The sequence below is a fragment of the Streptomyces sp. NPDC002701 genome, from assembly GCF_042889045.1.
In the GTDB taxonomy this organism is placed as follows: Bacteria; Actinomycetota; Actinomycetes; order Streptomycetales; family Streptomycetaceae; genus Streptomyces.
This window is the reverse complement of the sequence record NZ_JBIAQL010000002.1, coordinates 383,995-407,837: the sequence shown is the minus strand read 5'-3', so window position 1 is coordinate 407,837 and position 23,843 is coordinate 383,995. Positions and strand designations below refer to the sequence as shown.

Below are 23,843 nucleotides of genomic sequence, written 5' to 3'. Positions count from 1 at the left end.
GCTCCACGTGCGGCTCTACGTGGTGTTCGCGGTGCGGCGCTGGACGAGCACCGCGGCGACGATGATCGCGCCCTTGGCGATCTGCTGGACGTCGCTCTGCAGGTTGTTCAGGGCGAAGATGTTCGTGATCGTGGTGAAGATCAGGACCCCGAGCACCGAACCGATGATGGTGCCGCGTCCCCCGCTGAGCAGGGTGCCGCCGATGATGGCCGCGGCGATGGCGTCGAGCTCGTACAGGTTGCCGTTGGTGTTCTGGCCCGAGCCGGACAGGATGATCAGCATGAAGGCGGCGATGCCGCAGCACAGTCCGGAGAGCAGGTAGAGGTAGAGGCGCTGGCGGCGTACGTCGATGCCGGCGAGCCGGGTCGCCTCCGCGTTGCCGCCGACGGCCACCGTGCGGCGTCCGAAGGTGGTGCGGTTGAGCACGAGCCAGCCGATGACCGTCACGACCGCGAACATCAGGACCAGCGGCGGGATGCCGAGGATGTAGGAGTCCCGCTCGCCGAGGTCGAGGATGCCGTCGATGGTGACGACCTGCGTGTTGCCGTCGGTGATCTGCAGGGCGAGGCCGCGGGCCGAGGCGAGCATGGCGAGGGTCGCGATGAACGGCACCATGGCGCCGTACGCGATCAGCAGCCCGTTCACCAGGCCGCAGCCGACGCCGACGAGCACCGCGGTGAACAGGACGCCCGCGAAGCCGTACTCCTGGGTGGCGAGGGTGGTCGCCCAGACCGAGGCGAGTGCCACGATCGCGCCGACGGACAGGTCGATGCCGCCGGAGGTGATGACGAAGGTCATCCCGACCGTGACGACGCCGATCACCGATGCCTGGGTGAGGACGAGTTGGAGGTTGCGGGTGTCGAGGAACTCGTCGGGCTTGGTGATGCCTCCGATGAGGATCAGGGCGGCGAGCACACCGAGCAGTGACAGGGTGCGGACGTCGGCGCGGGCCACGACCACCCGCCACGGACTGGGTTCCGCCTGCGGTGACAGCTTCGGTATGTCGTCCCGGGGCGGGGACACGGGCTGCGTCATGACGCCGGGCTTCCTTCCATGACGAGGTCGAGTACGCGGTGTTCGTCGAGCTCCTCGGCGGGCGCCGTGTGGACGACCCGGCCTTCTCGGAGCACCAGGACGCGGTCGGCGAGGCCGAGGACCTCGGGTACTTCACTGGAGACCATGAGCACGGCCAGGCCGTCGTCGGCGAGGCGGCGGATGACGGCGTACAGCTCGGCGCGGGCGCCGACGTCGACGCCGCGCGTGGGTTCGTCGAGCAGCAGCACCCGGCAGCCGCGCAGCAGCCAGCGGGCGAGGACCGCCTTCTGCTGGTTGCCGCCGGAGAGTGTGCGGATGAGGGCGGCGGGGTTGTCGGGGCGCAGCGACAGCTCGCGTGTCGCCTTGCGCGCCGCGTCCCGTTCGGCGTTCCGGTCCAGCCAGCCGCCGTACGAGAAGCGGGACATGGAGGACACGGAGACGTTGCGGGTGACGGACTCCAGCATCAGCAGGGCCTGCGCCTTGCGCTCCTCGGGGGCCAGACCGAGGCCGGCGGCGACGGCCGCCCGGACGCTGCCCGGCCTCAACTGCTTGCCGTCGACGCGGACCTGCCCGGTGGACGGTTTGCGGGCGCCGTAGATGGTCTCCAGGATCTCGGAGCGGCCGGAGCCGACGAGTCCCGCGAGGCCGACGATCTCGCCGGGGCGCAGGGTGAGGTCGAGCGACTCGAACTCACCGTCGCGGGACAGTCCCTGCACTTCGAGCACCGGGTCGGGCAGCGCCTGGTGCGTGCGCCGGGGCGGGAAGACGTACTCGACGTTCCGTCCGGTCATCAGCGCGACGACCTCACGGGTCGGTGTCGACTTCGCGGGCAGTCCGCCGGCCACCGCCCGGCCGTCCTTGAGTACGGTGACCCGGTCGCCGATGCGCCGGATCTCCTCCAGGCGGTGCGAGATGTAGACGACGGCGACGCCCTCGGCGGTGAGGTCCCCGACGATGCGGAAGAGGTTGTCGACCTCGTCCGGGTCGAGGGCCGCTGACGGTTCGTCCATGACGATGAGGCGCACGTGGTGGGAGAGTGCCCGGGCCATGGAGACGATCTGCTGGTGCGCGGCGGACAGTTCGCCGACGAGCCGCGCCGGGTCGATCTCCGGGTGCCCGAGCCGCTTGAGCAGTGCGGCCGTCGAGGCCCGCGCGTCCTTGCCGCGTACGACGAATCCGGCCGAGGTCGGTTCGTGGCCGAGGTAGACGTTCTCGGCCACCGACAGGCCCTCCACCAGGTCGAGTTCCTGGTAGATGGTGGCGATGCCGAGGCGCATGGCGGCGATGGGCGAGCGGAGCGTGACCTGCTCGCCGCGCCAGCCGATCGTGCCGTCGTCGGGCTGGTGGGCGCCGGCGAGGACCTTGATGAGAGTGGACTTTCCGGCGCCGTTCTGGCCGAGCAGGCAGTGCACTTCACCGGACTGGACGTCGAGGTCGACGCCGTCGAGGGCCCGGACACCGGGGAACGACTTGGTGATGCCGGACATCGTGAGAAGGGGTGGTTCTGGTGCCATGACGGTTCCCCTCGGCATGCGGGCCGGTTGCAGGGCAGGGCGGAGTAGGGCAGGGCGGAGCCGGTCGAGTGGTGAAGGTGTGTGGACGTGGGTGTGCGGACGCGGGTGTTACGCGGGTGAGAACAGGTGGTCGCTGATGAGCCGGGCCGCGCCGATGACTCCGGCGGTGGGGCCCAACTCCCCCAGCACGATGGGCAGGTTGCCGGTCGCGAGAGGCAGCGACTGGCGGTAGACCTGGGTGCGGATCGCGGCGAGCAGGGTGTGGCCGAGGCCGGTCACTCCGCCGCCGATCACCACCAGGCCCGGGTTGAAGAAGCTGACGAGTCCGGCGATGACCTGGCCCGTGCGGGTGCCGCCCTCACGGATCAGGTCGAGTGCGGTGGCGTCACCCGCGGCAGCGGCGGCGGCGACGTCGACGGCGCTCAGGGCGCCCACCACCTCCAGTCGTGCCGCGAGTTCCTGGGAGAGCCCCTGATGGGCGGCGTCCGTGGCGTCGCGGGCCAGGGCGGCACCGCTGAAGTGGGCCTCCAGGCAGCCCCGGTTGCCGCACGCGCACGGGCGGCCGTCCGGCACGGCCTGGATGTGGCCGATGTCGCCCGCGCTGCCCGTCGTACCGCGGTAGACCTCACCGCCGACGACGATCCCGCAGCCGATACCGGTGCCGATCTTGACGCAGAGGAAGTCGCCCACGGAGCGGGCCACGCCCGCGTGCTGCTCCCCCATCGCCATCAGGTTCACGTCGTTGTCGACCATGACGGGGCAGCCGAGGTCCTGGCTCAGCGCCTCGCGCACCGGGAACCCGTCCCAGCCCGGCATGATCGGCGGGGCGACCGGGACACCTTCGGGGAAGCGAACCGGTCCGGGTACCCCGATGCCGGCGCCGTCGAACCCCTCCGCGAGTCCCGAAGCCTTCAGCTTCGCCGCCATGGACAGGACTTGCTCGAAGACCGCGACCGGGCCCTCGCGTACGTCCATGGGCTGGTTGATGTGCCCCAGCACCTCCAGCTCCGCGTTGGTGACCGCGACGTCTATCGAGGTGGCCCCGATGTCGACGCCGAGGAAGCGCAGCGCGGGAGCGAGCCGGATGTTGTGGGACCGGCGTCCGCCGCGCGAGGCGGCGAGGCCGTCGGCCACGACGAGGCCCGTCTCCAGGAGCCGTTCGACCTCCACGGCCAGCTTGGACCGCGAGAGATCGACCTGGTCCCCCAGTTGGGCGCGGGAGTTGGGGCCGCCGTCGCGCAGCAGTCTGAGCAGCCGCGCCTGGTGGGCGTTCCCGGGTCGCGCTGTCATACGTCTCACGAGCCCCTCCCCGCCTCATCGGCACCGCCGTCGTTGTCTTTCGAGGGGAACGTAGCAGCGGCTGCCGAACCTGGGAAGAAGTTGCGCAGGAATTACCCACGACTTTTTCCACTCACAGGACAAAGAAGGGCGCGAGAAGGCGAGACGGTGGCCCGCGGCGGCCCGGGGCAGCAGGATGGTCCATGGGCCCGGGCCGCCGTGACCCGGGACGGGAGAGGGGAAGCTCGTGATCCTGGTGACGGGTGCCACGGGAAACGTGGGGGCGGAGGTCGTGCACGCGGTGGCCGCCGAGGGTGAGCCGGTCCGGGCGCTGAGCCGCTCGGGCGATCCCACCGGACTTCCGCGGGGGGTCGAGGCCGTGGCGGGCGACCTGAACCGCCCGCACACGGTGCGGGAGGCGCTCGACGGGGTGCGCGCCCTGTTCCTCATGCCGGGGTACGAGGGACAGCACGCCGTTCTCGCCGACGCGCGGGCCGCGGGTGTGCAGCGGGTGGTGATGCTGTCGGGCCTGTCGGCGAAGCTCACCGACGACAACGCGGTCACCCGCTATCTGCGGGCGTCGGAGGACGAGGTGCGGGCATCCGGGCTGTCCTGGACGTTCCTGCGGCCGGTGAGCTTCATGTCCAACGCGCTGTCGCTCGCGGACCAGACGGCCAAGGGCGACGAGGTGCGGGTGCCGTTCCCCGGTGTCCGCACGGCGGACATCGACCCGTACGACATCGCCCGGGTGGCGGCACGGGCGCTGCTGTCACCCGAACACGGCGGGCGCGCCTACACCCTGACGGGGCCTCAGTCCCTGCTGCCCGCCGACCGGGTCGCCGTCCTCGCCGAGGTGCTGGGCCGCGACCTGCGGACCGTCGGGCTCACGGACGAGGAGACCCGCGAGGCGCTGGCGGCGGCCTTCCCGGCTCCGTACGCCCATGCCTTCCTGCGCTTCTTCGGCGACGGGATCCTGGACGAGTCGCAGGTCCTGCCGACGGTCGAGGAGGTCACGGGCCGGCCGCCGCGCACGTTCCTCGAGTGGGCGCGGGGGCACGTGGACGCGTTCTGAGTGCGGGCGCAGCCCCGTCTTCAGGGGCGCGGGGAACTGCGCGACCAGCCCCCACACACCCGCGGACACATCAAGCACCACCCAGCGGTGCGCTAGTCGCGGGGCCGCGCATGGTAGGTCCTGCGCGTGTGCTCCGTGTGGGCGCGCATGACCTCGGTCGCGCGCTGCTCGTCGCGGGCCGAGATCGCGGCGATCAGGTCACGGTGCTCGATCCAGGACTGCTGCCCGCGCTGACGGGCGACCGGGGTGTAGTACCAGCGGACCCGCCGGTCGACCTGCGCGGCCAGTTCGGCCAGGACCGTGTTGCCCGCGAGCTCCATGACCTTGGCGTGGAAGCGGGCGTTGGTGGCGACCGCGCCGTCCACGTCGTCGGCGGCGACCGCCTCCTCGCCCCGGGCGCACAGTTCCTCCAGGGCGGCGATGCCCGAGGTGCCCGTGTTGGCCGCCGCGAGCCTGGCCGCCTCGGCCTCCAGGAGCGTGCGCACGGTGAGGAGCTGGTCCGCCTCCGCCTCGGTCGGCTCGTGCACGAACGCGCCCTGCGCCGGCCGCAGATCGACCCAGCCCTCGGTGTTCAGCCGTTGCAGCGCCTCACGCACGGGTTGCCGGGAGACCCCGAGGTGGCCGGCCAGCTCGCTCTCGACCAGGTGCTGGCCGGGCTGGAGGGCGCGTGTCGTGATCAGTTCGAGCAGGGCCTCGTAGACGCGGTCCCTGAGCGGACCCGGCCGTTCGAGCTTCGGCACCGACCCCTGCGGCAGTCCGGTCGACAACATCGCGGTCCCCCTCCTGGGCAGCGGCGGCGTATGCGCTGGACGGCACTGCAGCCTGAAAGCCAGTATCGATTGTCTTTCGTCTACAGTCTACGGCGCACAATGGCCAGGCCGGAGGAGAGTTGACCTCGTCACACGTGGCGTAGCCGCAGGTCACCCGCGGGTCACGGGCAGTGGATGACCTGTCCCGCGTAGGAGAGGTTGCCGCCGAAGCCGAAGAGGAGGACCCGGTCGCCGGTGGAGATCTCGCCGCGTTCGACGAGTTTGGACAGGGCGATCGGGATGCTGGCGGCGGAGGTGTTGCCGGATTCGACGACGTCCCGCGCGACGACGGCGTTCACGGCGCCGATCTTCTCGGCGAGGGGCTCGATGATCCGCAGGTTCGCCTGGTGCAGCACGACGGCGGCGAGGTCCTCGGGCGTGAGCCCGGCCCGCTCGCAGGCGGCACGGGCGATGGCCGGCAGCTTCGTCGTCGCCCACCGGTAGACGCTCTGGCCCTCCTGCGCGAACCGCGCGGGCGTGCCCTCGATGCGTACCGCGTTCCCCATCTCGGGCACCGAGCCCCAGAGCACCGGCCCGATGGCGCTCTCCTCGGCGGCCTCCACGACGGCGGCCCCCGCCCCGTCCCCGACGAGCACGCAGGTCGTCCGGTCCGTCCAGTCGCACACGTCCGACATCTTGTCGGCGCCGATCACCAGGACCCGGGTCGCGCCGCCGGCGCGTACGGCGTGGTCGGCGGTGGCGAGCGCGTGGGTGAAGCCCGCGCAGACGACGTTGAGGTCCATGACGGCCGGCGACGGCATGCCGAGGCGGGCGGCCACCCGGGCGGCCATGTTCGGCGACCGGTCGACGGCGGTGGAGGTGGCCACCAGCACGAGGTCGATCTCCTCGGGGGCGAGGCCGGCGGCCGCCAGGGCCTTGGCGGCGGCGTGCGCGGCCAGCTCGTCCACCGGTTCGTCGGGGCCGGCGATGTGGCGGGTACGGATGCCGACCCGGCTCGTGATCCACTCGTCGCTGGTGTCGACCAGCTCCGCCAGGTCCTCGTTGGTGAGGATCCTGGCGGGCTGGTAGTGGCCGACGGCGGTGACGCGTGAGCCGTTCATGGGCGGTCCCCCTGATTGCATGGGTAGCGGGACTCACCAGTCTGAGCAGGTACTGACCGGTACGAGGACACGTGAAGTCACAGGAATGGTGTGCCACCCTTGTCGGCTTCCGTCAGACCCCCGGCCGTCCGAACACCTACCCTGCGGACATGCGCGCGGCCACCGGGCGGCTATCCCGTGAACAACTGGGTCGCTTTCCGTACGAGCTCGTACAGACCATAGGCCAGTGGCGCTCCCACCCAGACCCAGGCGAAGGCGATCAGTGCGCGGCGGTCGGGCGCCGGTCCGTCCGCCGGGACGCCGCCCGCCGTACCGCCGGCGGGTACTGCGCCGGCGGGTACCCCGAGGCCGGGCACGCCGTTGTCGGGTACGCCGTCGTCAGGCGGATTGCTGTCGCTCGTGGACATCGGCGGTCTCCTTCCGGTCGGTCACGTGGTGGCGGGCGTCGACGGGCCGGACGAGTTCGTTGGCGACGAACCCGACCGCGAGCAGCCCGATCATGATGATCAGTGACAGTCCGTAGAGGGACGCCCCGGACTTGCCGGCCTCCTCCTGCCGGTCCGCGATCCAGTTGACGATCAGCGGGCCGAGGACTCCGGCCGTGGACCAGGCGGTGAGCAGCCGTCCGTGGATCGCGCCGACCTGGTAGGTGCCGAAGAGGTCCTTCAGATAGGCGGGGACGGTCGCGAAACCGCCTCCGTAGAAGGAGAGGATCACCAGCGCGGCGATGACGAACACCGGCTTCGAGGAGTCCCCGACCCAGGCGATGAGCGCGTACATCAGCGCGCCGACGCCCAGGTAGACGCGGTAGATGTTCTTGCGCCCGATCAGGTCGGACGTGGAGGACCAGCCGATGCGGCCCGCCATGTTGGCCGCCGAGAGCAGCGCGACGAAACCGGCCGCGGCCGACACCGAGACGGGTGTCGAGCTGTCCGCGAAGAAGTCCCTGATCATCGGCGCGGCCTTCTCCAGGATGCCGATGCCCGCGGTCACGTTCATGCACAGCACGATCCACAGGAGCCAGAACTGCGGGGTGCGTACGGCGCTGTTCGCGGAGACCTGTACGCCCTCCAGTGGCGCCGGGGTGCCGTCGGCCCCGGTCTTCGCGGGGCGCGGTACGCGCACGAGGAGCACACCGAGCGACATGAAGACGGCGTACGTCAGGCCGTGCACGAGGAAGGCCAGTGCGATGCCCGAGCTGTCGGAGCCGAAGGACTCCAGCATCTGCGCGGACCACGGCGAGGCGATCAGCGCGCCGCCGCCGAAGCCCATGATGGCGATGCCGGTGGCCATGCCGGGCCGGTCCGGGAACCACTTGATGAGCGTGGAGACGGGCGAGATGTAGCCGATGCCGAGGCCGATGCCGCCGACGAAGCCGTAGCCGAAGACGATCAGCCAGTACTGCTCGGTGGCGGCGCCGAGGGCGGAGAGCAGGAAGCCCGAGGAGAAGCAGATCAGGGCGACCGTCATCGCCCAGCGCGGGCCGTTGCGCTCCACGAGCGTGCCGCCGAACGCGGCGGACAGGCCGAGCATCACGATGCCGAGCTGGAAGGGCAGCGCGCTCTGGGTGCCGCTGAGGTCGAGCGCGGACTCCAGGGAGGGCTTGAACACGGACCAGGCGTACGCCTGTCCGATGGAGAGGTGGACCGACAGGGCCGCGGGCGGGACCAGCCAGCGGCTCCAGCCCGGTGGGGCTACAGGGGGACTCATGATCCGGACGATAGGAACCGGTTGTCCGGTTGGGAAGGCGGGTCACCCCCACTCGTCGACCGTATGCGGTGAACGGTATGCGGGGTGCGGTGAACGGTCGGTTCCGGCCGACGAACGGCGTTCACGGCCGAACTCCGCCCCTGCACCAAGGGTGTTCGCGGGGCGACCCTCAGCGAGCCCGGAGCGGGCTCCGGCCGGTACCGGAGGCGGCCGTGCGACGCCCCGGCCGCGTAGGCCGGCGCGTGCCAGGTGCTGCGCGAACCCTTGCTGCCCCAACTCCCATACTGTAGACAATATTCAGTCGACATGAGTCGGCACGGTTCAACGCTGATCAGCGTCTCCTCGGTACCCTCGACCGAACGGAGCCCCTCAAGTGAAGGTCGCAGTTCTCGGCGCCGGTGCGATCGGCGCCTACGTCGGAGCCGCGCTGCACCGTGCGGGTGCCGATGTGCACCTCATCGCCCGTGGACCGCATCTCGCGGCCATGAGGCAGCACGGAGTGCGCGTGCTCAGTCCGCGCGGTGACTTCACCGCCCGGACCCACGCCACCGACGACCCGGCCGAGGTCGGCCCGGTCGACTTCGTCCTCCTGGGTCTGAAGGCCAACTCGTACGCGGCGTGCGGGCCGCTCATCGAGCCCCTTCTCCACGACACGACGGCGGTGATCGCCGCCCAGAACGGCATTCCCTGGTGGTACTTCCACCGGCACGGCGGCCCGCACGACGGTCACCGCGTCGAGAGCGTGGACCCGGGCGGCGCGGTCAGTGCGGTGATCGCGCCCTCCCGGGCCGTCGGCTGTGTCGTCTACGCGGCGACCGAGCTGGCGGGACCGGGAGTGGTCCGCCACCTCGAAGGCACCCGCTTCTCGATCGGCGAGCCCGACCGCACGGTCTCGGTCCGCTGTACGGAGTTCAGCGAGGCCATGGTGGCCGGCGGGCTCAAGTGCCCGGTGGAGACCGACCTGCGCAACGACATCTGGCTCAAGCTGCTCGGCAACATCTCCTTCAACCCCATCAGCGCCCTGGCCCGCGCCACCATGCGGCAGATGTGCCTGCACGGCGGCACCCGCCAGGTCATCGAGATCATGATGACCGAGACGCTCGCGGTGGCCGAGGCGCTGGGCTGCGAGGTGGGCGTCTCCATCGAGCGGCGCCTCGCCGGCGCGGAGCGCGTCGGCGACCACCGCACCTCGACGCTCCAGGACCTGGAGCGCGGCAAACCGCTCGAACTCGACGTGCTGCTCGCCGCCGTCGTCGAACTCGCGGAGATCACCGACGTCCCGGTGCCCACGCTCCGCACCGTCCACGCCATCTCGGACCTGCTCGCCCTGCGGACCGCCGCATGAGGAGCCGGATGAGGAGCCGCGTGAGGAATCCGAAGACCCCAGATCCGAGGAACGCAGCATGACGAAGCGAGACCGAACCCCCAGGACGTACAAGCGACTTCAGTACCCGTTGGTCCGTGACTCCCGGGACGAGCCCTTCCGGCGCGCCACCTGGGACGAGGCCCTGGACCGGGCCGCCCGTGGCCTCGGCGCGGCACGCGGCGCGTTCGGCATGTTCTCCTGTGCCCGCGCCACCAACGAGATGAACTACGTGGCGCAGAAGTTCGCCCGCGTGGTCATGGGCACCAACAACGTCGACTCCTGCAACCGCACCTGCCACGCGCCCAGCGTCGCGGGCCTGTCGGCGGCCTTCGGCTCGGGCGGCGGCACCTCCTCGTACGCGGAGGTCGAGCACACCGACCTCGTCGTCATGTGGGGCTCCAACGCCCGCTTCGCGCACCCGATCTTCTTCCAGCACGTCCTGAAGGGGATCAGGAACGGCGCCCGGATGTACGCGGTCGACCCACGCCGCACCTCCACCGCCGAGTGGGCGGAGGGCTGGCTCGGGCTGAACGTCGGCACGGACATCCCGATGGCCCACGCGATCGGCCGCGAGATCATCCGGGCGGGGCTCGCGAACGAGGCGTTCATCGAGCGGGCGACCACCGGCTTCGAGGAGTACGAGCGGCTCGTCGAACCGTGGACGCTGTCGCTCGCCGAGAAGGTCACCGGCGTACCGGCCGCCGCGATACGGGAGCTGGCGCACGCCTACGCCCGCGCCGAGCGCGCCCAGCTGTGCTGGACGCTCGGCATCACCGAGCACCACAACGGCACGGACAACGTGCGCGCGCTCATCAACCTGTCGCTCCTCACCGGTCACGTGGGCCGCTTCGGCTCGGGCCTCCAGCCGCTGCGCGGGCAGAACAACGTGCAGGGCGGCGGCGACATGGGCGCCATCCCGAACCGGCTGCCCGGCTTCCAGGACATCCTCGACCCCGACATCCGGCTGAAGTTCGAATCGGCATGGGACACCGTCGTCCAGCCGCACTACGGGCTGAACCTGACGGAGATGTTCGAGGCCATGGAGGAGGGCACGCTGCGGGCCGTCTACTGCATCGGGGAGAACCCTGCGCAGTCGGAGGCCGACAGCGGGCAGGCCGTACGCCGGCTGCGGGAGCTCGACTTCCTCGTCGTCCAGGACATCTTCCTGACGAAGACGGCCGAGCTGGCGGACGTGGTCCTGCCCGCCACCGCGGGCTGGGCGGAGACCGAGGGCACGACCACCAACAGCGAGCGGCGGGTCCAGCGGGTACGCCGGGCGGTCACCCCGCCCGGGGAGGCCCGCGAGGACATCGACATCCTCTGCGACCTCGCCTCCCGGCTCGGTCACGAGTGGAAGTACGCGGACTCCGAGGCCGTCTGGAACGAACTGCGGTCGGTGTCCCCGGACCACTACGGGATGACGTACGAGCGTCTTGAGGAGCACCAGGGCATCCAGTGGCCCTGCCCGGAGACGGACCGGCTCGAACCGACGTACCTGCACGGCAGGTTGTGGGAGCCGGACCCGGCCGCGCGGGGCCGCCTCGCACCCTTCGGGCTGGTCCAGCACGATCCGCCCGTCGACCTGACGGACGAGGAGTACCCGATCCGCCTCACCACCGGCAGGCGGCTCGACTCGTACAACACCGGGGTGCAGAGCGGGGGTTTCGCCTCGCCGCTGCGGCGCGGCGAGTTCGTCGAGCTGTGCCCGGAGGACGCGGAGCGCTACGGCGTGGCGGTCGGCGAGCAGGTCCAGGTGTCCTCGCGGCGCGGCTCGGTGACGGCCCCGGTGTGGATCGACACCGCGCTGCGGCCCGGGCTCGCGTTCATGACCATGCACTTCCCCGACGAGGTGGACACCAACCAGCTGACGATCGAGGCGAACTGCCCGATCGCGGGGACGGCGGAGTTCAAGGCGTCGGCGATCCGGATCGAGAAGCTGCCGGTCGCGATTCAAGTGAGGTGATTGTCAAGTGGATCTGCACTTCGGTGACAGCAAACCGACGGACGAGGAACGGGCGGCCGTCGACGCGCTGCTCGGTCCTCCGGAGTCCTCGTGGGAGGGCGCCGACCGGTCCGACGCCGATCTCAGGTGGGCACGCGGCGGGCGGGAGGCCCGGGAGCGCCGCGACCTGCTGTTGCCGGGGCTGCACGCCGTCAACGACCGGATCGGCTGGATCAGCGAGGGCGCCCTCGACTACCTGTGCCGGCGGCTCACCGTGCCGCCGGCGGAGGCGTACGGGGTGGCCACCTTCTACGCGATGTTCTCGGTGAAGCCGCGCCCGGCGACGGTCCTGCACGTGTGCACGGACCTGGCGTGCACGGCGGCCGGGGCGTCCGAGCTGTGCGCGGGCGTCGAGGCACGGCTCGGCCCCGGCAGCGAAGTGAGTGTCGAGCGCAGCCCCTGCCTCGGCCTGTGCGAGCGGGCCCCGGCCGCGCTCGCGGTCAGGGCCGGGGATCCGGTGCGTACGGCCGTGTCGGCGCCCGCGACGGTCGAGCGGGCCGTGCTCGCGGCCAGTTCGCCGGACTCGGCGCCCGAGGAACCGGCCGTCGCCATGGCCGTCCCGCAGGCCGGGGACCCCTCCCTGATGCTGCTGGGCCGGGTCGGCCTGGTCGATCCGGCCTCGCTCGACGACTACCGGGCGCACGGCGGTTACTCGGCACTGCGGCAGGCGTTCGCGATCGGCCCCGCCGCGGTCATCCGGGAGGTCACCGACGCGGGCCTGGTCGGGCGGGGTGGCGCCGCCTTCCCCACCGGCCGCAAATGGCAGGTCACGGCGTCGCAGCCCGACCGTCCGCACTACCTGGTGTGCAACGCCGACGAGTCCGAGCCGGGCACCTTCAAGGACCGGGTCGTCATGGAGGGCGACCCGTACTCCCTGGTGGAGGCGATGACGATCGCGGGGTACGCGGTCGGGGCGCACCGGGGCTACCTGTACCTGCGCGGCGAGTACCCGCGGGCGCTGCGCCGCATGGAGCACGCCATCGGGCAGGCGCGGGCGCGCGGGCTGCTCGGGGACGACATCCTCGGCCAGGGGTACGCCTTCGACATCGAGATCAGGCGCGGTGCGGGCGCGTACATCTGCGGCGAGGAGACGGCACTCTTCAACTCCATCGAGGGGTACCGGGGAGAGCCGCGCTCGAAGCCGCCGTTCCCCGTGGAGAAGGGGCTGTTCGGCAAGCCCACCGCGGAGAACAACGTCGAGACGCTGGTCAACGTCCTGCCGATCCTCACCATCGGCGCCCCGGCGTACGCGGCGATCGGCACCGGCGCCTCCACCGGGCCGAAGCTGTTCTGCGTGTCGGGCAGCGTGGACCGGCCCGGGATCTACGAGCTGCCGTTCGGCGCGACGCTCGGCGACCTGCTGGAGCTGGCGGGCGTCCGCGAGAGGCTGCGCGCGGTGCTGCTCGGCGGCGCGGCCGGCGGTTTCGTACGGCCCGACGAACTGGACATCCCCCTCACCTTCGAGGGCACGCGGGCGGCCGGTACGACGCTCGGCTCCGGGGTCGTGCTGGCCTTCGACGACACCGTGCCGCTGCCGCGCCTGCTGCTGCGGATCGCCGAGTTCTTCCGCGACGAGTCGTGCGGGCAGTGCGTGCCGTGCCGGATCGGGACCGTGCGCCAGGAGGAGGCCCTGCACCGCATCGTCGAACGGACCGGCGCGGACGCGGCCGCCGACATCACGCTGCTGCGGGAGGTGGGCCGGGCCATGAAGGACGCCTCGATCTGCGGTCTGGGCCAGACCGCGTGGAACGCCGTGGAATCCGCCATCGACCGCCTGGGGGCGTACGAATGACCGTCACATCGCTGGGGATCCCCCGCCGTCTGCTGGAGTTCACGATCGACGGCGAGCCCGTAAGGGCACCGGAGGGCGCCACGATCCTCGACGCCTGCCGGTCCGCGGGCAAGGACGTGCCGACCCTGTGCCAGGGCGACACCCTCACGCCGAAGAACGCCTGCCGGGTGTGCGTCGTCGAGGTCGAGGGCGCGCGCACCCTCGTCCCGGCCTGCTCCCGCAGGGCGGAGGCGGGCATGGAGGTGCGCACGGACACCGAGCGGGCCCGGCACAGCCGCAAGGTCGTCCTGGAGCTCCTCGCGTCCTCGGTCGACCTGTCCACCACGCCGGAGGTGGCCGGCTGGCTCAAGGAGTACGAGGCGAAGCCCGACCGGTTCGGTCCGGACGCGGCCCGCGTCGACGAGGAGCCAAGGGTCGACAACGACCTGTACGTGCGCGACTACGGCAAGTGCATCCTGTGCTACAAGTGCGTCGACGCCTGCGGCGACCAGTGGCAGAACACCTTCGCGATCTCGGTGGCCGGGCGCGGTTTCGACGCCCGGATCGCCGTCGAGCACGACGCCCCGCTCACCGACTCGGCCTGCGTGTACTGCGGCAACTGCATCGAGGTGTGCCCGACCGGGGCACTTTCGTTCAAGTCGGAGTTCGACATGCGTGCGGCGGGTACGTGGGACGAGTCGGCGCAGACCGAGACGACCACGGTCTGCGCCTACTGCGGAGTGGGCTGCAATCTCACCCTGCACGTACAGGACAATGAGATCGTCAAGGTCACCTCGCCGCACGACAACCCGGTGACCCACGGCAACCTCTGCATCAAGGGCCGCTTCGGCTACCAGCACGTACAGAACCGGGACTGATCAGGACATGGGACGAGTCACGGAACGACGCAAGGTGATCCGCATCCGGGACGGGGCGGTCTCCGCCCGCCCCGACACGCTCGTCGCCGAGGAACCACTGGAGATCCGGCTCAACGGCAAACCCCTCGCGATCACGATGCGCACCCCGGGCGACGACTTCGCGCTCGCGGCGGGCTTCCTGGTCAGCGAGGGGGTGCTGGGCCGGGCCGACGAACTGCAGAACATCGTCTACTGCGCGGGCGCCACCGTGGACGGCTCGAACACCTACAACATCGTCGACGTGCGGACGGCAGCCGGCGTCGTCATCCCCGACATCACCCTCGAACGCAACGTGTACACGACGTCGTCCTGCGGGCTGTGCGGCAAGGCCAGCCTGGACGCGGTCCGTACGACGGCCCGCTGGACGATCGACGACACGCACGGCGACACGGCTCCCCCGGTACGGCTCGAACCCGAACTGCTCGCGAGCCTCCCCGACCGGCTGCGCGCGGCGCAGCGCGTGTTCGACCGGACCGGGGGCCTGCACGCGGCGGCGCTGTTCACCGAGGACGGCGAACTGGTCGACATCCGGGAGGACGTGGGCCGGCACAACGCCGTCGACAAGCTGGTCGGCCGTGCCCTCCAGAACGGCTCGCTGCCGCTGTCCCGCACGGTGCTGCTGGTCTCGGGGCGCGCCTCCTTCGAGCTGGCGCAGAAGGCGGTGATGGCGGGCATCCCGGTGCTCGCCGCGGTCTCGGCGCCGTCCTCGCTGGCCGTGGACCTGGCCGCCGAGTCGAACCTGACCCTGGTCGGCTTCCTGCGGGGCACCTCCATGAACGTGTACGCGGGCGAGCACCGCGTCGCCCTGCGGGCCGCGGCCGCCCAGGGCTGACCGGTCTCCCCGCGACACGGCGGCGGGGCCCCACCCGGCGGGGAGCGCCCCCTGCGCCGCGGGGCCCCGCCTCAGTCCCCCGTGGGACGCCCAGGACCGGGCACCTACCGGGCCCGCGTACGTACCCGGGCCTCGTACCTCGTACGTACCCGGCGCCCGCGGACCCAGTGCGGTGGGGCTCAGCCCTCGGTGAAGGTCACCTGCGAGGTCGTGACGACGGTGCCCAGACGCGGGAAGTTCAGCTTCACCGACGCCTCGTGTTCGGCGGTGGTGTACGTGGCCATGGTGTCCTCGACGAAGACGACCTCGTAGCCGAGGTCACGGGCGACGCGGCCGGTGGACTCGACTCCGAGGTTCGTGGCGATCCCGCCGATCACCACCGTGCCGATCCCGCGCTCGCGCAGCCGCTCGTCCAGAGCGGTGTCCTGGAAGGCGCTGAAGGTCCGCTTCACTATCTCCAGGTCGCCGTCGGCGAGGAGTCCCTCGACCAGCCCGCTGCCGGGCGGCTGCTCGGCGACGCCGGCCCGCTCGGCGCGGACGAGGACGACGAGCGCGCCCGCCGCACGGAACCCGGCGATCAGCTTCTCGGAGGCGGACAGCACCTCGGGGCCCTTCCGGGGCTCCATGGGCAGTCCGACGATGCGGTCCATCAGGTCGATCAGCACGAGCGCGGTGCGCGCGGGGTCGAGAACGAGAGGGGTGTTCATGTTCGGTGCGTTCATGACGGAACGTTAGCCCGCGCCGGTCGGCCGGGGAGGAAATCCGCGACAACGTAGGGGTGAATCACTCGAACCCCTGGGGACGGCATGCGGTGTTCCGCGCCACGGCCGTGCACGCTTCTTGTGAGGCCGATGCGAGCCCAGTACCGTCTGTGCCGCACATGGGACGTGGGATGTCCAGATGTCCAGACGCATGAAGGGCAGGTCGCACCATGCTGTCAAGCCGCCGCGCACTCCCCCGGGCTCCCGGCCCCGCCAGACCGTGGAGGGCCGGAGTCGGGACCACCCTGACCGCGGTCCTCACCGTCACCGCACTGCTCGCACTGCCCGGCACCGGACACGCCCGGCCGGCCGCCGGCCCCGGACCGGCCGCCGCCTCCGCCGAGACCGCCTTCGACCAGCAGGTGCTCTTCAAGGCTTCCCAGGATCCCGGATACGCCTGCTTCCGGATCCCGGCCGTCGTCAGGACGAACGAGGGCACCCTGCTGGCCTTCGCCGAGGGCCGGGTGAACGACTGCAGCGACGCGGGCGACATAGACCTCGTACTGAAGCGCTCCACCGACGGCGGCCGCACCTGGGGCCCGCTCCAGGTCATCAACGAGGGCGCGGGCGACACCCACGGCAACCCCGCCCCGGTCGTGGACCGCGAGACCGGCCGGATCGTACTGGCCGAGACGTACAACACGGGCCGCACCGACGGCGGCAACTGCGCCGTCCCGTGCGACCGCACCCCCCATCTGCAGCACAGCGACGACGACGGCCTCACCTGGTCGCGGCCCCGCGACCTCAGCGACGAGATCCTGCCCGCCCACTGGAACTCCTGGTACGCGACCGGTCCCGTGCACGGCATCCAGCTGACCCGCGGCCGGCACGCGGGCCGGCTCGTCCTCGGCGTCAACACGGAGACGTGGGACGGCAGCAGGGTCAGCGCCAACCACGCGGCGCTCGTCGTCAGCGACGACGGCGGTGACCACTGGCGGATCGGCGCGACGGACTCGTACCCGACAGCGGCCGACGGCACGTTCCGCCAGAAGCCGTCCGAGATGACCGTGACCGAACGCGTCGACGGCACGGTCCTCGTCAGCGGACGCGAACAGGACGGCACCGACCTCGGGCACCGCACGCAGGCGTTCAGCACGGACGGCGGCGACAGTTTCGCCGCGCCCTTCCGCGCTCTCCCCGACCTCTACACGCCCCAGGTCCAGGGCTCCACCCTGCGCCTCGGCAACCGGATCCTGCTCGCCTGCCCGGCCGACCCGGACCGCCGCCGCACCATGATGATCCGCTCCTCGTACGACGGCGGACGCACCTGGGACAGCGTCGACCGGGGCACCGTGGTCACCACGGACTGGTCCGGCTACTCCGACCTGGTGGGCATCTCCCGTGACACGGCGGGGCTGCTGTACGAGGGCGGCGCCGTGGACGCGCGCGACGAGATCCGCTTCGCGCGGTTCACCGAGGACTGGCTGGCCCCGCGCCGCGGTCCGGACCCGACCACCGCCGACCTCGCGCCGCGCGCGCCCGGTGCCAAGGTCCTCGGCGGCGCGCGGGAGACGGCCGGCGTGTCCGGCGGCGCCCTCGCGTTCGACGGCACCGACGACGCCGTACGGCTGCCGTACCGCGCCGGACTGCCGCTCGGGACGGGGGACTTCACGGCGTCGCTGTGGTTCCGCTACACGGCCACGGCGGGCGAGCAGCCCTTCCTGTGGATGGGCGGGGTCGGCAGCACCCAGCCGCAGGTGTGGCTGCGCGGTGAGCCCGCGAGCAACCGGGTCCAGGGGCTGATCACCGCCCGGGACGGCGCGGGCGCCCCGCGGTCCGCGTCCGTGCGCACGGCCGGCGCGTACAACGACGGGCAGTGGCACCATCTGGCGCTGCGCCGCGGCGCCGGACAGCTCACGCTGTTCGTCGACGGGACCGCGACCGCCACCGCGGACGTACCGGGATCGGTGAGCCGCAACTCCCCCTTCGGCGTGCACGTCGGGCAGAAACTCGACAGCCGGGCCCACCTCACCGGCGCCCTCGACGACGTCCGGGTCTGGAACCGGGCGCTGAGCGACGAGGAACTGACGGGTGTACGGGCCGGGAACAGGACGGTGACCCGGGGCACCGTCCTGTGGCTGCCCATGGACCGGGTGCGCGGCAGCCACTAACGTCCCGGGCGTGCCCGACGACACACGAGCACGACAGCGCGCGGGGACCGGACTGGGACTGCTCCTGGTCCTGGTCCTCGCCGCCGTGCTGCTCACCGCCTTCCCGCGGGACGACCGCGGGGAGGCCGCCTGCCGGGCCCGTACCGTCGCCTCCTGGGCGGCGGACGCGGAGGTCACGGACGAGTTCGCGCGGTACGGGGACGACGCCTCGCGGGCCGACGACTGGACCGGCGGGGACGGCACGCACTCGGTGCGGCTGCCGGACGGACGGGTGCTCTGGCTGTTCTCCGACACCTATCTCGGCCAGGTGCACCGCCCGCCCAACCCGGCGGGTGAGTCCTACGCCTGGCGGGACACGACCGCGCCGCTGGTGCGCAACTCGGCCGTGGTCATGGAGGGCGGGCGGCTGCGGCGCACGCTTCCCGCCCCGCTGTTCGCCGACCCGGCGCCCGGGCAGTGGCGCTGGCCGGTGGCGGCGCGGGTGGAGCCCCGCTCCCCCGGCTCGTCCGAGCAGGTCGTCCGGGTCGTGCTGTGGACCCGGACCACCGGCACGTACCCCTGGATCTACGGGCTCCCCACCGCGACCGAGGTCGCCACGCTCTCGCTGCCCGGGCTGCGGCTCGAAGGCATCACGCGGATCCTCGACCAGCGGCAGGTCCCCGATCCGGCGCGGCGGGTGCTGTTCGGCACGACCGCGCTGACCCACGACGACGACTGGACGTACGTCTTCGGGGGTGACGACGCGCGGGCCGCCGCCCGGCCGACGTCGAAGGCGTATGTCGCGCGGGTGCCCCGGGGGCGGCTCGCGGACCCGGCGGCGTGGCGGTACTGGGACGGCGAGCGGTGGACCATCCCCTCGCTCATGCGGCCCGTGCTCGGGGACGGCGGGCGGGGCGGAGACAGGGGGGTGGGCAGCGCGTTCACGGTGGTGCGCGACGGGGGGACGTACGTCCTGTTCACGATGGCGGCCGGGGCCGAGGGGCTGACGACCGTCACCTCGTACTGGGCGTGCTCCCCCACCGGGCCCTGGCACGGGCCGGGCAGAGGTTTCAGCCCGCCGCTGCCGGAGCGCCGGGCGGGTGTGGCGGCGTACAACCCGCAGGCCCATCCCGCGGTCGGCGGGGGCCGGCTCGTGCTGAGCTACGACGTCAACTGGCTGGACGCGGACGGCGGGGCGGTGGCGCAGGCGAACCTCAGCCGGAACGTGTCCCTGTACCGACCGCGATTCGTGACGCTCCGGCTGGGTCCGGGGTGAGGGGCGGCTGCGCCTCGGGGTCCCGGGCGCGGCGTTTGGCGATGACCGCGCAGACCATGAGCTGCATCTGGTGGAAGAGCATCAGCGGGAGCACGGCCAGCGATGCGTGGGCGCCGAACAGCACGCTCGCCATGGGCAGTCCGGCCGCCAGGGACTTCTTCGACCCGGCGAACTGGATGGCGACGCGGTCCTCCCTGCCGAAGCCGAGGGCCTTGGAGCCGTACCAGGTCAGCGTCAACATGATCGCGAGCAGGACGGCCTCGACGGCGAGCAGACCGGTCAGGCGCAGCGGGCTGACCTGGTGCCAGATGCCCGCCACCATGCCCTCGCTGAAGGCGGTGTAGACGACCAGCAGGATCGAGCCCCGGTCCACGTACCCGAGGACCTTCTTGTGGCGCGTGACGAACCCGCCGATCCAGCGGCGCAGGAGCTGTCCGGCCAGGAACGGCACGAGCAGCTGGAGCACGATCTTGACGAGCGAGTCCGCAGAGAAGCCGCCGGCGCCGCCGCCGAGGAGCGCCGCGGCGAGCAGCGGCGTGAGCACGATGCCCACCAGCGAGGAGAAGGAGCCCGCGCAGATCGCGGCCGGCACGTTGCCGCGGGCCATCGAGGTGAAGGCGATCGAGGACTGGACCGTCGAGGGGACGAGGGTCAGGAAGAGCAGCCCGGTGTGGAGCGAGTGGTCCAGGAACACCGGTTCCAGGCCGCGGGTCGCCAGACCGAGCAGCGGAAACACCAGGAACGTGCAGGCCAGGACCGTCAGGTGCAGCCGCCAGTGGCGTACGCCGTCCATCGCCTCGCGGGTGGAGAGCCGTGCCCCGTAGAGGAAGAAGAGGAAGGCGATCGCGGCGGTGGAGGCCCCGGAGGCCACGTCCGCGCCGGTGCCGCGGGCGGGCAGGAGGGCGGCGAGGCCCACCGTCCCGAGCAGCAGCAGGACGTACGGGTCGATCGGCAGCCAGGACGGCCACTTCAGGCGTTTCACGGTGCTCCGTCGTTGCTGAGTCGTGCGATGGTGCGTGCCCTCTCCATCGTCCTCCTCGGCGCCTTGATCGGGAATCCGGTACACCGCACTGACTGTCATCATGAAGCGTGATGAGGCGTTAGCCTGGGGCCCGTGTACGACCCTTCGCAGCTGCGTACCTTCCTGGCCGTGGCCCAAACGCTGAGCTTCACCCAGGCGGCCCGGCGGCTCGGACTGCGCCAGTCCACGGTCAGCCAGCACGTGCGCCGGCTGGAGGGCACCGCCGGACGGCAGCTGTTCACCCGGGACACCCACTCCGTGGAACTGACGGAGGACGGCGAGGCGATGCTCGGGTTCGCGCGTCGGATCCTGGAGGCGCACGAGCAGGCGGCGGCGTTCTTCACCGGGACACGGCTGCGCGGCCGGCTGCGGTTCGGCGCCTCGGAGGACTTCGTCCTGACCCGGCTGACCGAGATCCTGGAGGCTTTCCGCCACGACCATCCCGAGGTCGACCTGGAGCTGACGGTCGAACTGTCGGGCACCCTGCACGAGCGGCTGGCCGACGGGAGACTCGACCTGGTGCTGGCCAAGCGCCGTCCCGGGGACCCGCGCGGCGAACTGGTCTGGGACGACCGGCTGGTCTGGATCGGGGCGGAGCGCCTGCGGCTCGATCCCGACCGTCCGGTCCCACTGATCGTCTACCCGCCGCCGGGCATCTCCCGGGCGCTGGCCCTGGAGGCGCTGGAGCGCCAGGGCCGGTCCTGGCGCATCGCGTGCACCAGCGGCAGCCTCAACGGTCTCGTCGCGGCGGCCCGTGCGGGCCTCGGCGTGATGGCCCACTCGCGGGGCCTGATCCCGCCGGGGCTCGTCCGCGTCCCCGACCGGGCGGGGCTGCCGGAGCTGGGCGAGGTGGAGTTCGTGCTGGTCCACGGCAGGCGGCACACGGCGGCCCGGGGTGCGGCGGACGCGCTGGCGGCCTCGATCCTGTCGGGCGGCGACCGGCTGCACCGCACCCGCTGAAGGCCCCGCAGGGAGACGCGGGGAACCGCGCGACAGGCCCCCACCGGCCCGCGGGCTCCTCCCGGCGGGACGTACCGAGGTCGCGTAAGCGGGTCGTACAGATTCCGTGGAGATTACGGAACCGAAACTTACGGATGAGTAAGGTTTCTGTCCCGGCCTCCCCCGGTGTGGCCGGATTTCAGGGGTTGACCAGCGCGTACGCCCGGACCCGGGGTGCTCCGCCGCCCCTCCCGCGGCGGCTGTGCGTGGGGTAGCTTTCACGGCGCTGCGGAGCACTCAAGGAGCGGGATTGCGCGAGTTCACCAACCCTCCCCTGGCGTCGGCACCGCCGGTGGGCGGCCTGGCCGATGCCGTGTTCGAGCATGCCCAGGAGGATCCCCTCCACATCGCACTCGGCCGCAAGGACGACCGCGGGACGTGGCGGGACGTGACGTCCGCCGGGTTCCGCGACGAGGTCCTCGCCCTGGCCAAGGGGCTGCTGGCGCACGGGGTCCGGTTCGGCGACCGGGTCGCGATCATGTCCCGTACGCGCTACGAGTGGACCCTCTTCGACTACGCGCTGTGGTCGATCGGCGCGCAGGTCGTGCCGATCTACCCCACCTCGTCGGCCGAGCAGGTCTTCTGGATGCTGCACGACTCCCAGGTGTCGGCCGCGATGGTGGAGCACGAGGACCACGCGATGACCGTCGCCACGGTCATCGACCGGCTGCCGACGCTGCACAAGCTGTGGCAGCTCGACGCGGGCGCCGTGCAGGAGCTGTACGAGGCGGGCGGCCACCTCGACGACGAGGTGGTGCACCGGCACCGGCGCGCGGTCACCCCCGAGTCGACGGCGACGATCATCTACACGTCGGGCACCACCGGCCGCCCCAAGGGCTGCGTCCTGACGCACGCCAACTTCATGTTCGAGACGGACACGGCGATCGAACGCTGGGCGCCGCTCTTCCACTCCAGGCGCGGTGACGAGGCGGCCACCCTGCTGTTCCTGCCGCTCGCGCACGTCTTCGGCCGGATGGTGCAGGTCGCGGCGATCCGCGGGAAGGTCAAGTTCGGCCATCAGCCGCAGCTCAACGCGGCCGCCCTGCTGCCCGACCTGGCCGCGTTCCGGCCGACGTTCTTCCTGGCCGTGCCCTACATCTTCGAGAAGGTCTTCAACGCGGCCCGCCGCAAGGCCGAGAAGGAGGGCAGGGGCGGCCCGTTCGACAAGGCCGTCGAGGTCGCGGTGCGCTACGCGGACGCGGTGGAGGCGAAGGCGTGGGACATCGGCCCCGGCCCCTCGGCGGCACTGCGGATGCAGCACCAGCTCTTCGACAAGCTCGTCTACTCCAAGATCCGTGCCGCGATGGGCGGGCGCGTGCGGCACGCGATGTCCGGCGGCTCGGCGATGGACCGGCGGCTCGGCCTGTTCTTCGCGGGCGCCGGCGTGCAGATCTACGAGGGCTACGGGCTGACCGAGTCCACGGCCGCGGCGACCGCCAACCCGCCCGAGCGCACCCGGTACGGGACCGTCGGGCAGGCCCTGCCGGGCACCACCGTGCACATCGCGGACGACGGGGAGATCTGGCTGCGCGGCGACAACGTCTTCCAGGGCTACCTGAACGACCCGAAGGCCACCGACGCGGCCCTGCACGACACCTGGCTGGCCACCGGTGACCTCGGTTCGCTCGACGAGGACGGCTACCTGACCATCACCGGGCGCAAGAAGGAGATCCTGGTGACCTCCGGCGGCAAGAGCGTCTCGCCGGGGGTCCTGGAGGAGCGGGTGCGCGACCATCCGCTGGTGGCGCAGTGCATCGTCGTCGGCAACGACCGGCCGTACATCGCGGCGCTCGTCACGCTCGACGGGGAGGCCGTCGAACACTGGCTGCAGATGCGGGGCAAGTCGAGGCCCACCCCCGCGGAACTGGTGCGGGACCCCGACCTGGAGACCGAGGTGCGCCGGGCCGTGGTGGCCGCGAACACCCTGGTCTCCCAGGCCGAGTCGATCCGCACGTTCCGCATACTGGCCCACCAGTTCACCGAGGAGCACGGCCTGCTGACCCCGTCCCTGAAACTGAAGCGCAAGGCGATCGAGAACGCGTACGCGACAGAGGTGGAGGCCCTGTACCGCGCGTAGGGGCGTGCCTCACACGAGCTGGTCCCGAGCGCGGCTCCGAGCGGTTTCCTTCAGGTGGCGCCGGTCAATGGTTCGGACCTGCTGGAGCGGGTACTTTCCGGCCAATCTCCCTTTCGTCCGGCGAACACACGGGACAGGAATGCGCAACAGCCTGTGATCGTTGACGATGGGGATCGACTGACGTATCACCCGACGACTTAAGGATCGAGAGCTCGTGAGCAAGGTCCCCCCGATCATCCTGAACAACGGCGT

Annotated in this window: 19 protein-coding genes; 10 read left to right on the top strand and 9 right to left on the bottom strand. The window is 71.6% G+C overall.

Annotated features, from left to right (window positions below):
- Window positions 1–15: 15 nt before the first annotated feature.
- The 3 genes from ACFYXC_RS06170 to ACFYXC_RS06160 form a co-directional block, all read right to left on the bottom strand.
- A complete protein-coding gene (locus ACFYXC_RS06170) occupies window positions 16–1,035 on the bottom strand; it encodes an ABC transporter permease (protein ID WP_388916963.1) in 1,020 nt (339 codons plus the stop codon).
- A complete protein-coding gene (locus tag ACFYXC_RS06165) occupies window positions 1,032–2,549 on the bottom strand; it encodes a sugar ABC transporter ATP-binding protein (protein ID WP_388916966.1) in 1,518 nt (505 codons plus the stop codon). The genes ACFYXC_RS06170 and ACFYXC_RS06165 overlap by 4 nt, the downstream gene beginning before the upstream one ends.
- A 108-nt stretch (window positions 2,550–2,657) precedes the next feature.
- Window positions 2,658–3,839 (bottom strand): ROK family protein, encoded by a 1,182-nt coding sequence (locus tag ACFYXC_RS06160; protein WP_388917412.1) that lies wholly within the window; start codon window positions 3,837–3,839, stop codon window positions 2,658–2,660.
- A 235-nt stretch (window positions 3,840–4,074) separates the two neighbouring features.
- Here ACFYXC_RS06160 and ACFYXC_RS06155 point away from each other — a divergent pair, with 235 nt between their 5' ends.
- Window positions 4,075–4,899, top strand: coding sequence for an NAD(P)H-binding protein (locus ACFYXC_RS06155; protein ID WP_389547513.1), 825 nt, complete (start codon window positions 4,075–4,077; stop codon window positions 4,897–4,899).
- 92 nt (window positions 4,900–4,991) lie between these two features.
- On the opposite strand, the gene ACFYXC_RS06150 is transcribed toward ACFYXC_RS06155, so the two are convergent.
- The 4 genes from ACFYXC_RS06150 to ACFYXC_RS06135 all read right to left on the bottom strand — a co-directional run bounded on the left by ACFYXC_RS06150 (window position 4,992) and on the right by ACFYXC_RS06135 (window position 8,479).
- Entirely contained in the window at window positions 4,992–5,669 is a 678-nt protein-coding gene (locus ACFYXC_RS06150) for a GntR family transcriptional regulator (protein ID WP_388916972.1), read from the bottom strand.
- A gap of 161 nt (window positions 5,670–5,830) precedes the next feature.
- Window positions 5,831–6,769, bottom strand: a complete 939-nt coding sequence (locus ACFYXC_RS06145) for a beta-ketoacyl-ACP synthase III (protein ID WP_388916975.1) — start codon at window positions 6,767–6,769, stop codon at window positions 5,831–5,833.
- Between the two features lie 170 nt (window positions 6,770–6,939).
- Window positions 6,940–7,176 carry a hypothetical protein gene (locus ACFYXC_RS06140; protein ID WP_389548479.1) on the bottom strand — a complete coding sequence of 79 codons (237 nt, stop codon included), beginning with the start codon at window positions 7,174–7,176 and terminating at the stop codon, window positions 6,940–6,942.
- On the bottom strand, window positions 7,148–8,479 hold the full coding sequence (locus ACFYXC_RS06135) for an OFA family MFS transporter (protein WP_388916978.1): 1,332 nt from the start codon (window positions 8,477–8,479) through the stop codon (window positions 7,148–7,150). The genes ACFYXC_RS06140 and ACFYXC_RS06135 overlap by 29 nt, the downstream gene beginning before the upstream one ends.
- A 373-nt stretch (window positions 8,480–8,852) precedes the next feature.
- Here ACFYXC_RS06135 and ACFYXC_RS06130 point away from each other — a divergent pair, with 373 nt between their 5' ends.
- Genes ACFYXC_RS06130 through fdhD form a run of 5 tightly spaced genes read left to right on the top strand, consistent with a single transcriptional unit; the run spans window position 8,853 to window position 15,367 of the window.
- Window positions 8,853–9,824, top strand: a complete 972-nt coding sequence (locus tag ACFYXC_RS06130) for a 2-dehydropantoate 2-reductase (RefSeq protein ID WP_388916981.1) — start codon at window positions 8,853–8,855, stop codon at window positions 9,822–9,824.
- Between the two features lie 58 nt (window positions 9,825–9,882).
- Window positions 9,883–11,808, top strand: coding sequence for a molybdopterin oxidoreductase family protein (locus tag ACFYXC_RS06125; protein ID WP_389547508.1), 1,926 nt, complete (start codon window positions 9,883–9,885; stop codon window positions 11,806–11,808).
- Window positions 11,809–11,815: 7 nt separating this feature from the next.
- Window positions 11,816–13,639 (top strand): NAD(P)H-dependent oxidoreductase subunit E, encoded by a 1,824-nt coding sequence (locus ACFYXC_RS06120; protein WP_389547506.1) that lies wholly within the window; start codon window positions 11,816–11,818, stop codon window positions 13,637–13,639.
- The gene (locus ACFYXC_RS06115) at window positions 13,636–14,496 is read left to right on the top strand and encodes a 2Fe-2S iron-sulfur cluster-binding protein (RefSeq protein ID WP_388916990.1); all 861 of its coding nucleotides are present in this window, start codon (window positions 13,636–13,638) and stop codon (window positions 14,494–14,496) included. The genes ACFYXC_RS06120 and ACFYXC_RS06115 overlap by 4 nt, the downstream gene beginning before the upstream one ends.
- Before the next feature lie 7 nt (window positions 14,497–14,503).
- The gene (gene fdhD, locus ACFYXC_RS06110) at window positions 14,504–15,367 is read left to right on the top strand and encodes a formate dehydrogenase accessory sulfurtransferase FdhD (protein WP_388916993.1); all 864 of its coding nucleotides are present in this window, start codon (window positions 14,504–14,506) and stop codon (window positions 15,365–15,367) included.
- A 179-nt stretch (window positions 15,368–15,546) separates the two neighbouring features.
- On the opposite strand, the gene ACFYXC_RS06105 is transcribed toward fdhD, so the two are convergent.
- Window positions 15,547–16,074 (bottom strand): isochorismatase family protein, encoded by a 528-nt coding sequence (locus ACFYXC_RS06105; RefSeq protein ID WP_388917415.1) that lies wholly within the window; start codon window positions 16,072–16,074, stop codon window positions 15,547–15,549.
- A 224-nt stretch (window positions 16,075–16,298) separates the two neighbouring features.
- Between ACFYXC_RS06105 and ACFYXC_RS06100 the strand changes: the two genes are divergently transcribed.
- Window positions 16,299–18,239 (top strand): exo-alpha-sialidase, encoded by a 1,941-nt coding sequence (locus tag ACFYXC_RS06100; protein WP_389547503.1) that lies wholly within the window; start codon window positions 16,299–16,301, stop codon window positions 18,237–18,239.
- A gap of 10 nt (window positions 18,240–18,249) precedes the next feature.
- Complete coding sequence (locus tag ACFYXC_RS06095; RefSeq protein WP_389547500.1) at window positions 18,250–19,494, top strand: DUF4185 domain-containing protein; 1,245 nt, start codon at window positions 18,250–18,252, stop codon at window positions 19,492–19,494.
- Here ACFYXC_RS06095 and ACFYXC_RS06090 read toward each other — a convergent pair.
- Window positions 19,433–20,476, bottom strand: coding sequence for a bile acid:sodium symporter family protein (locus tag ACFYXC_RS06090; RefSeq protein WP_389547497.1), 1,044 nt, complete (start codon window positions 20,474–20,476; stop codon window positions 19,433–19,435). The genes ACFYXC_RS06095 and ACFYXC_RS06090 overlap by 62 nt on opposite strands.
- 132 nt (window positions 20,477–20,608) lie before the next feature.
- Here ACFYXC_RS06090 and ACFYXC_RS06085 point away from each other — a divergent pair, with 132 nt between their 5' ends.
- Window positions 20,609–21,475 carry a LysR substrate-binding domain-containing protein gene (locus ACFYXC_RS06085; RefSeq protein WP_389547495.1) on the top strand — a complete coding sequence of 289 codons (867 nt, stop codon included), beginning with the start codon at window positions 20,609–20,611 and terminating at the stop codon, window positions 21,473–21,475.
- A 289-nt stretch (window positions 21,476–21,764) separates the two neighbouring features.
- On the top strand, window positions 21,765–23,591 hold the full coding sequence (locus ACFYXC_RS06080) for an AMP-dependent synthetase/ligase (protein ID WP_389547492.1): 1,827 nt from the start codon (window positions 21,765–21,767) through the stop codon (window positions 23,589–23,591).
- Window positions 23,592–23,843: the final 252 nt, after the last annotated feature.

Excerpts from the sequence above, each read along its gene's own strand:
- ACFYXC_RS06170 (WP_388916963.1), bottom strand. The coding sequence starts at position 1,035 with ATGACGCAGCCCGTGTCCCCGCCCCGGGACGACATACCGAAGCTGTCA.
- ACFYXC_RS06165 (WP_388916966.1), bottom strand. The coding sequence starts at position 2,549 with ATGGCACCAGAACCACCCCTTCTCACGATGTCCGGCATCACCAAGTCG.
- ACFYXC_RS06160 (WP_388917412.1), bottom strand. The coding sequence starts at position 3,839 with ATGACAGCGCGACCCGGGAACGCCCACCAGGCGCGGCTGCTCAGACTG.
- ACFYXC_RS06150 (WP_388916972.1), bottom strand. The coding sequence starts at position 5,669 with ATGTTGTCGACCGGACTGCCGCAGGGGTCGGTGCCGAAGCTCGAACGG.
- ACFYXC_RS06145 (WP_388916975.1), bottom strand. The coding sequence starts at position 6,769 with ATGAACGGCTCACGCGTCACCGCCGTCGGCCACTACCAGCCCGCCAGG.
- ACFYXC_RS06140 (WP_389548479.1), bottom strand. The coding sequence starts at position 7,176 with ATGTCCACGAGCGACAGCAATCCGCCTGACGACGGCGTACCCGACAAC.
- ACFYXC_RS06135 (WP_388916978.1), bottom strand. The coding sequence starts at position 8,479 with ATGAGTCCCCCTGTAGCCCCACCGGGCTGGAGCCGCTGGCTGGTCCCG.
- ACFYXC_RS06125 (WP_389547508.1), top strand. The coding sequence starts at position 9,883 with ATGACGAAGCGAGACCGAACCCCCAGGACGTACAAGCGACTTCAGTAC.
- ACFYXC_RS06115 (WP_388916990.1), top strand. The coding sequence starts at position 13,636 with ATGACCGTCACATCGCTGGGGATCCCCCGCCGTCTGCTGGAGTTCACG.
- fdhD (WP_388916993.1), top strand. The coding sequence starts at position 14,504 with ATGGGACGAGTCACGGAACGACGCAAGGTGATCCGCATCCGGGACGGG.
- ACFYXC_RS06105 (WP_388917415.1), bottom strand. The coding sequence starts at position 16,074 with ATGAACACCCCTCTCGTTCTCGACCCCGCGCGCACCGCGCTCGTGCTG.
- ACFYXC_RS06100 (WP_389547503.1), top strand. The coding sequence starts at position 16,299 with ATGCTGTCAAGCCGCCGCGCACTCCCCCGGGCTCCCGGCCCCGCCAGA.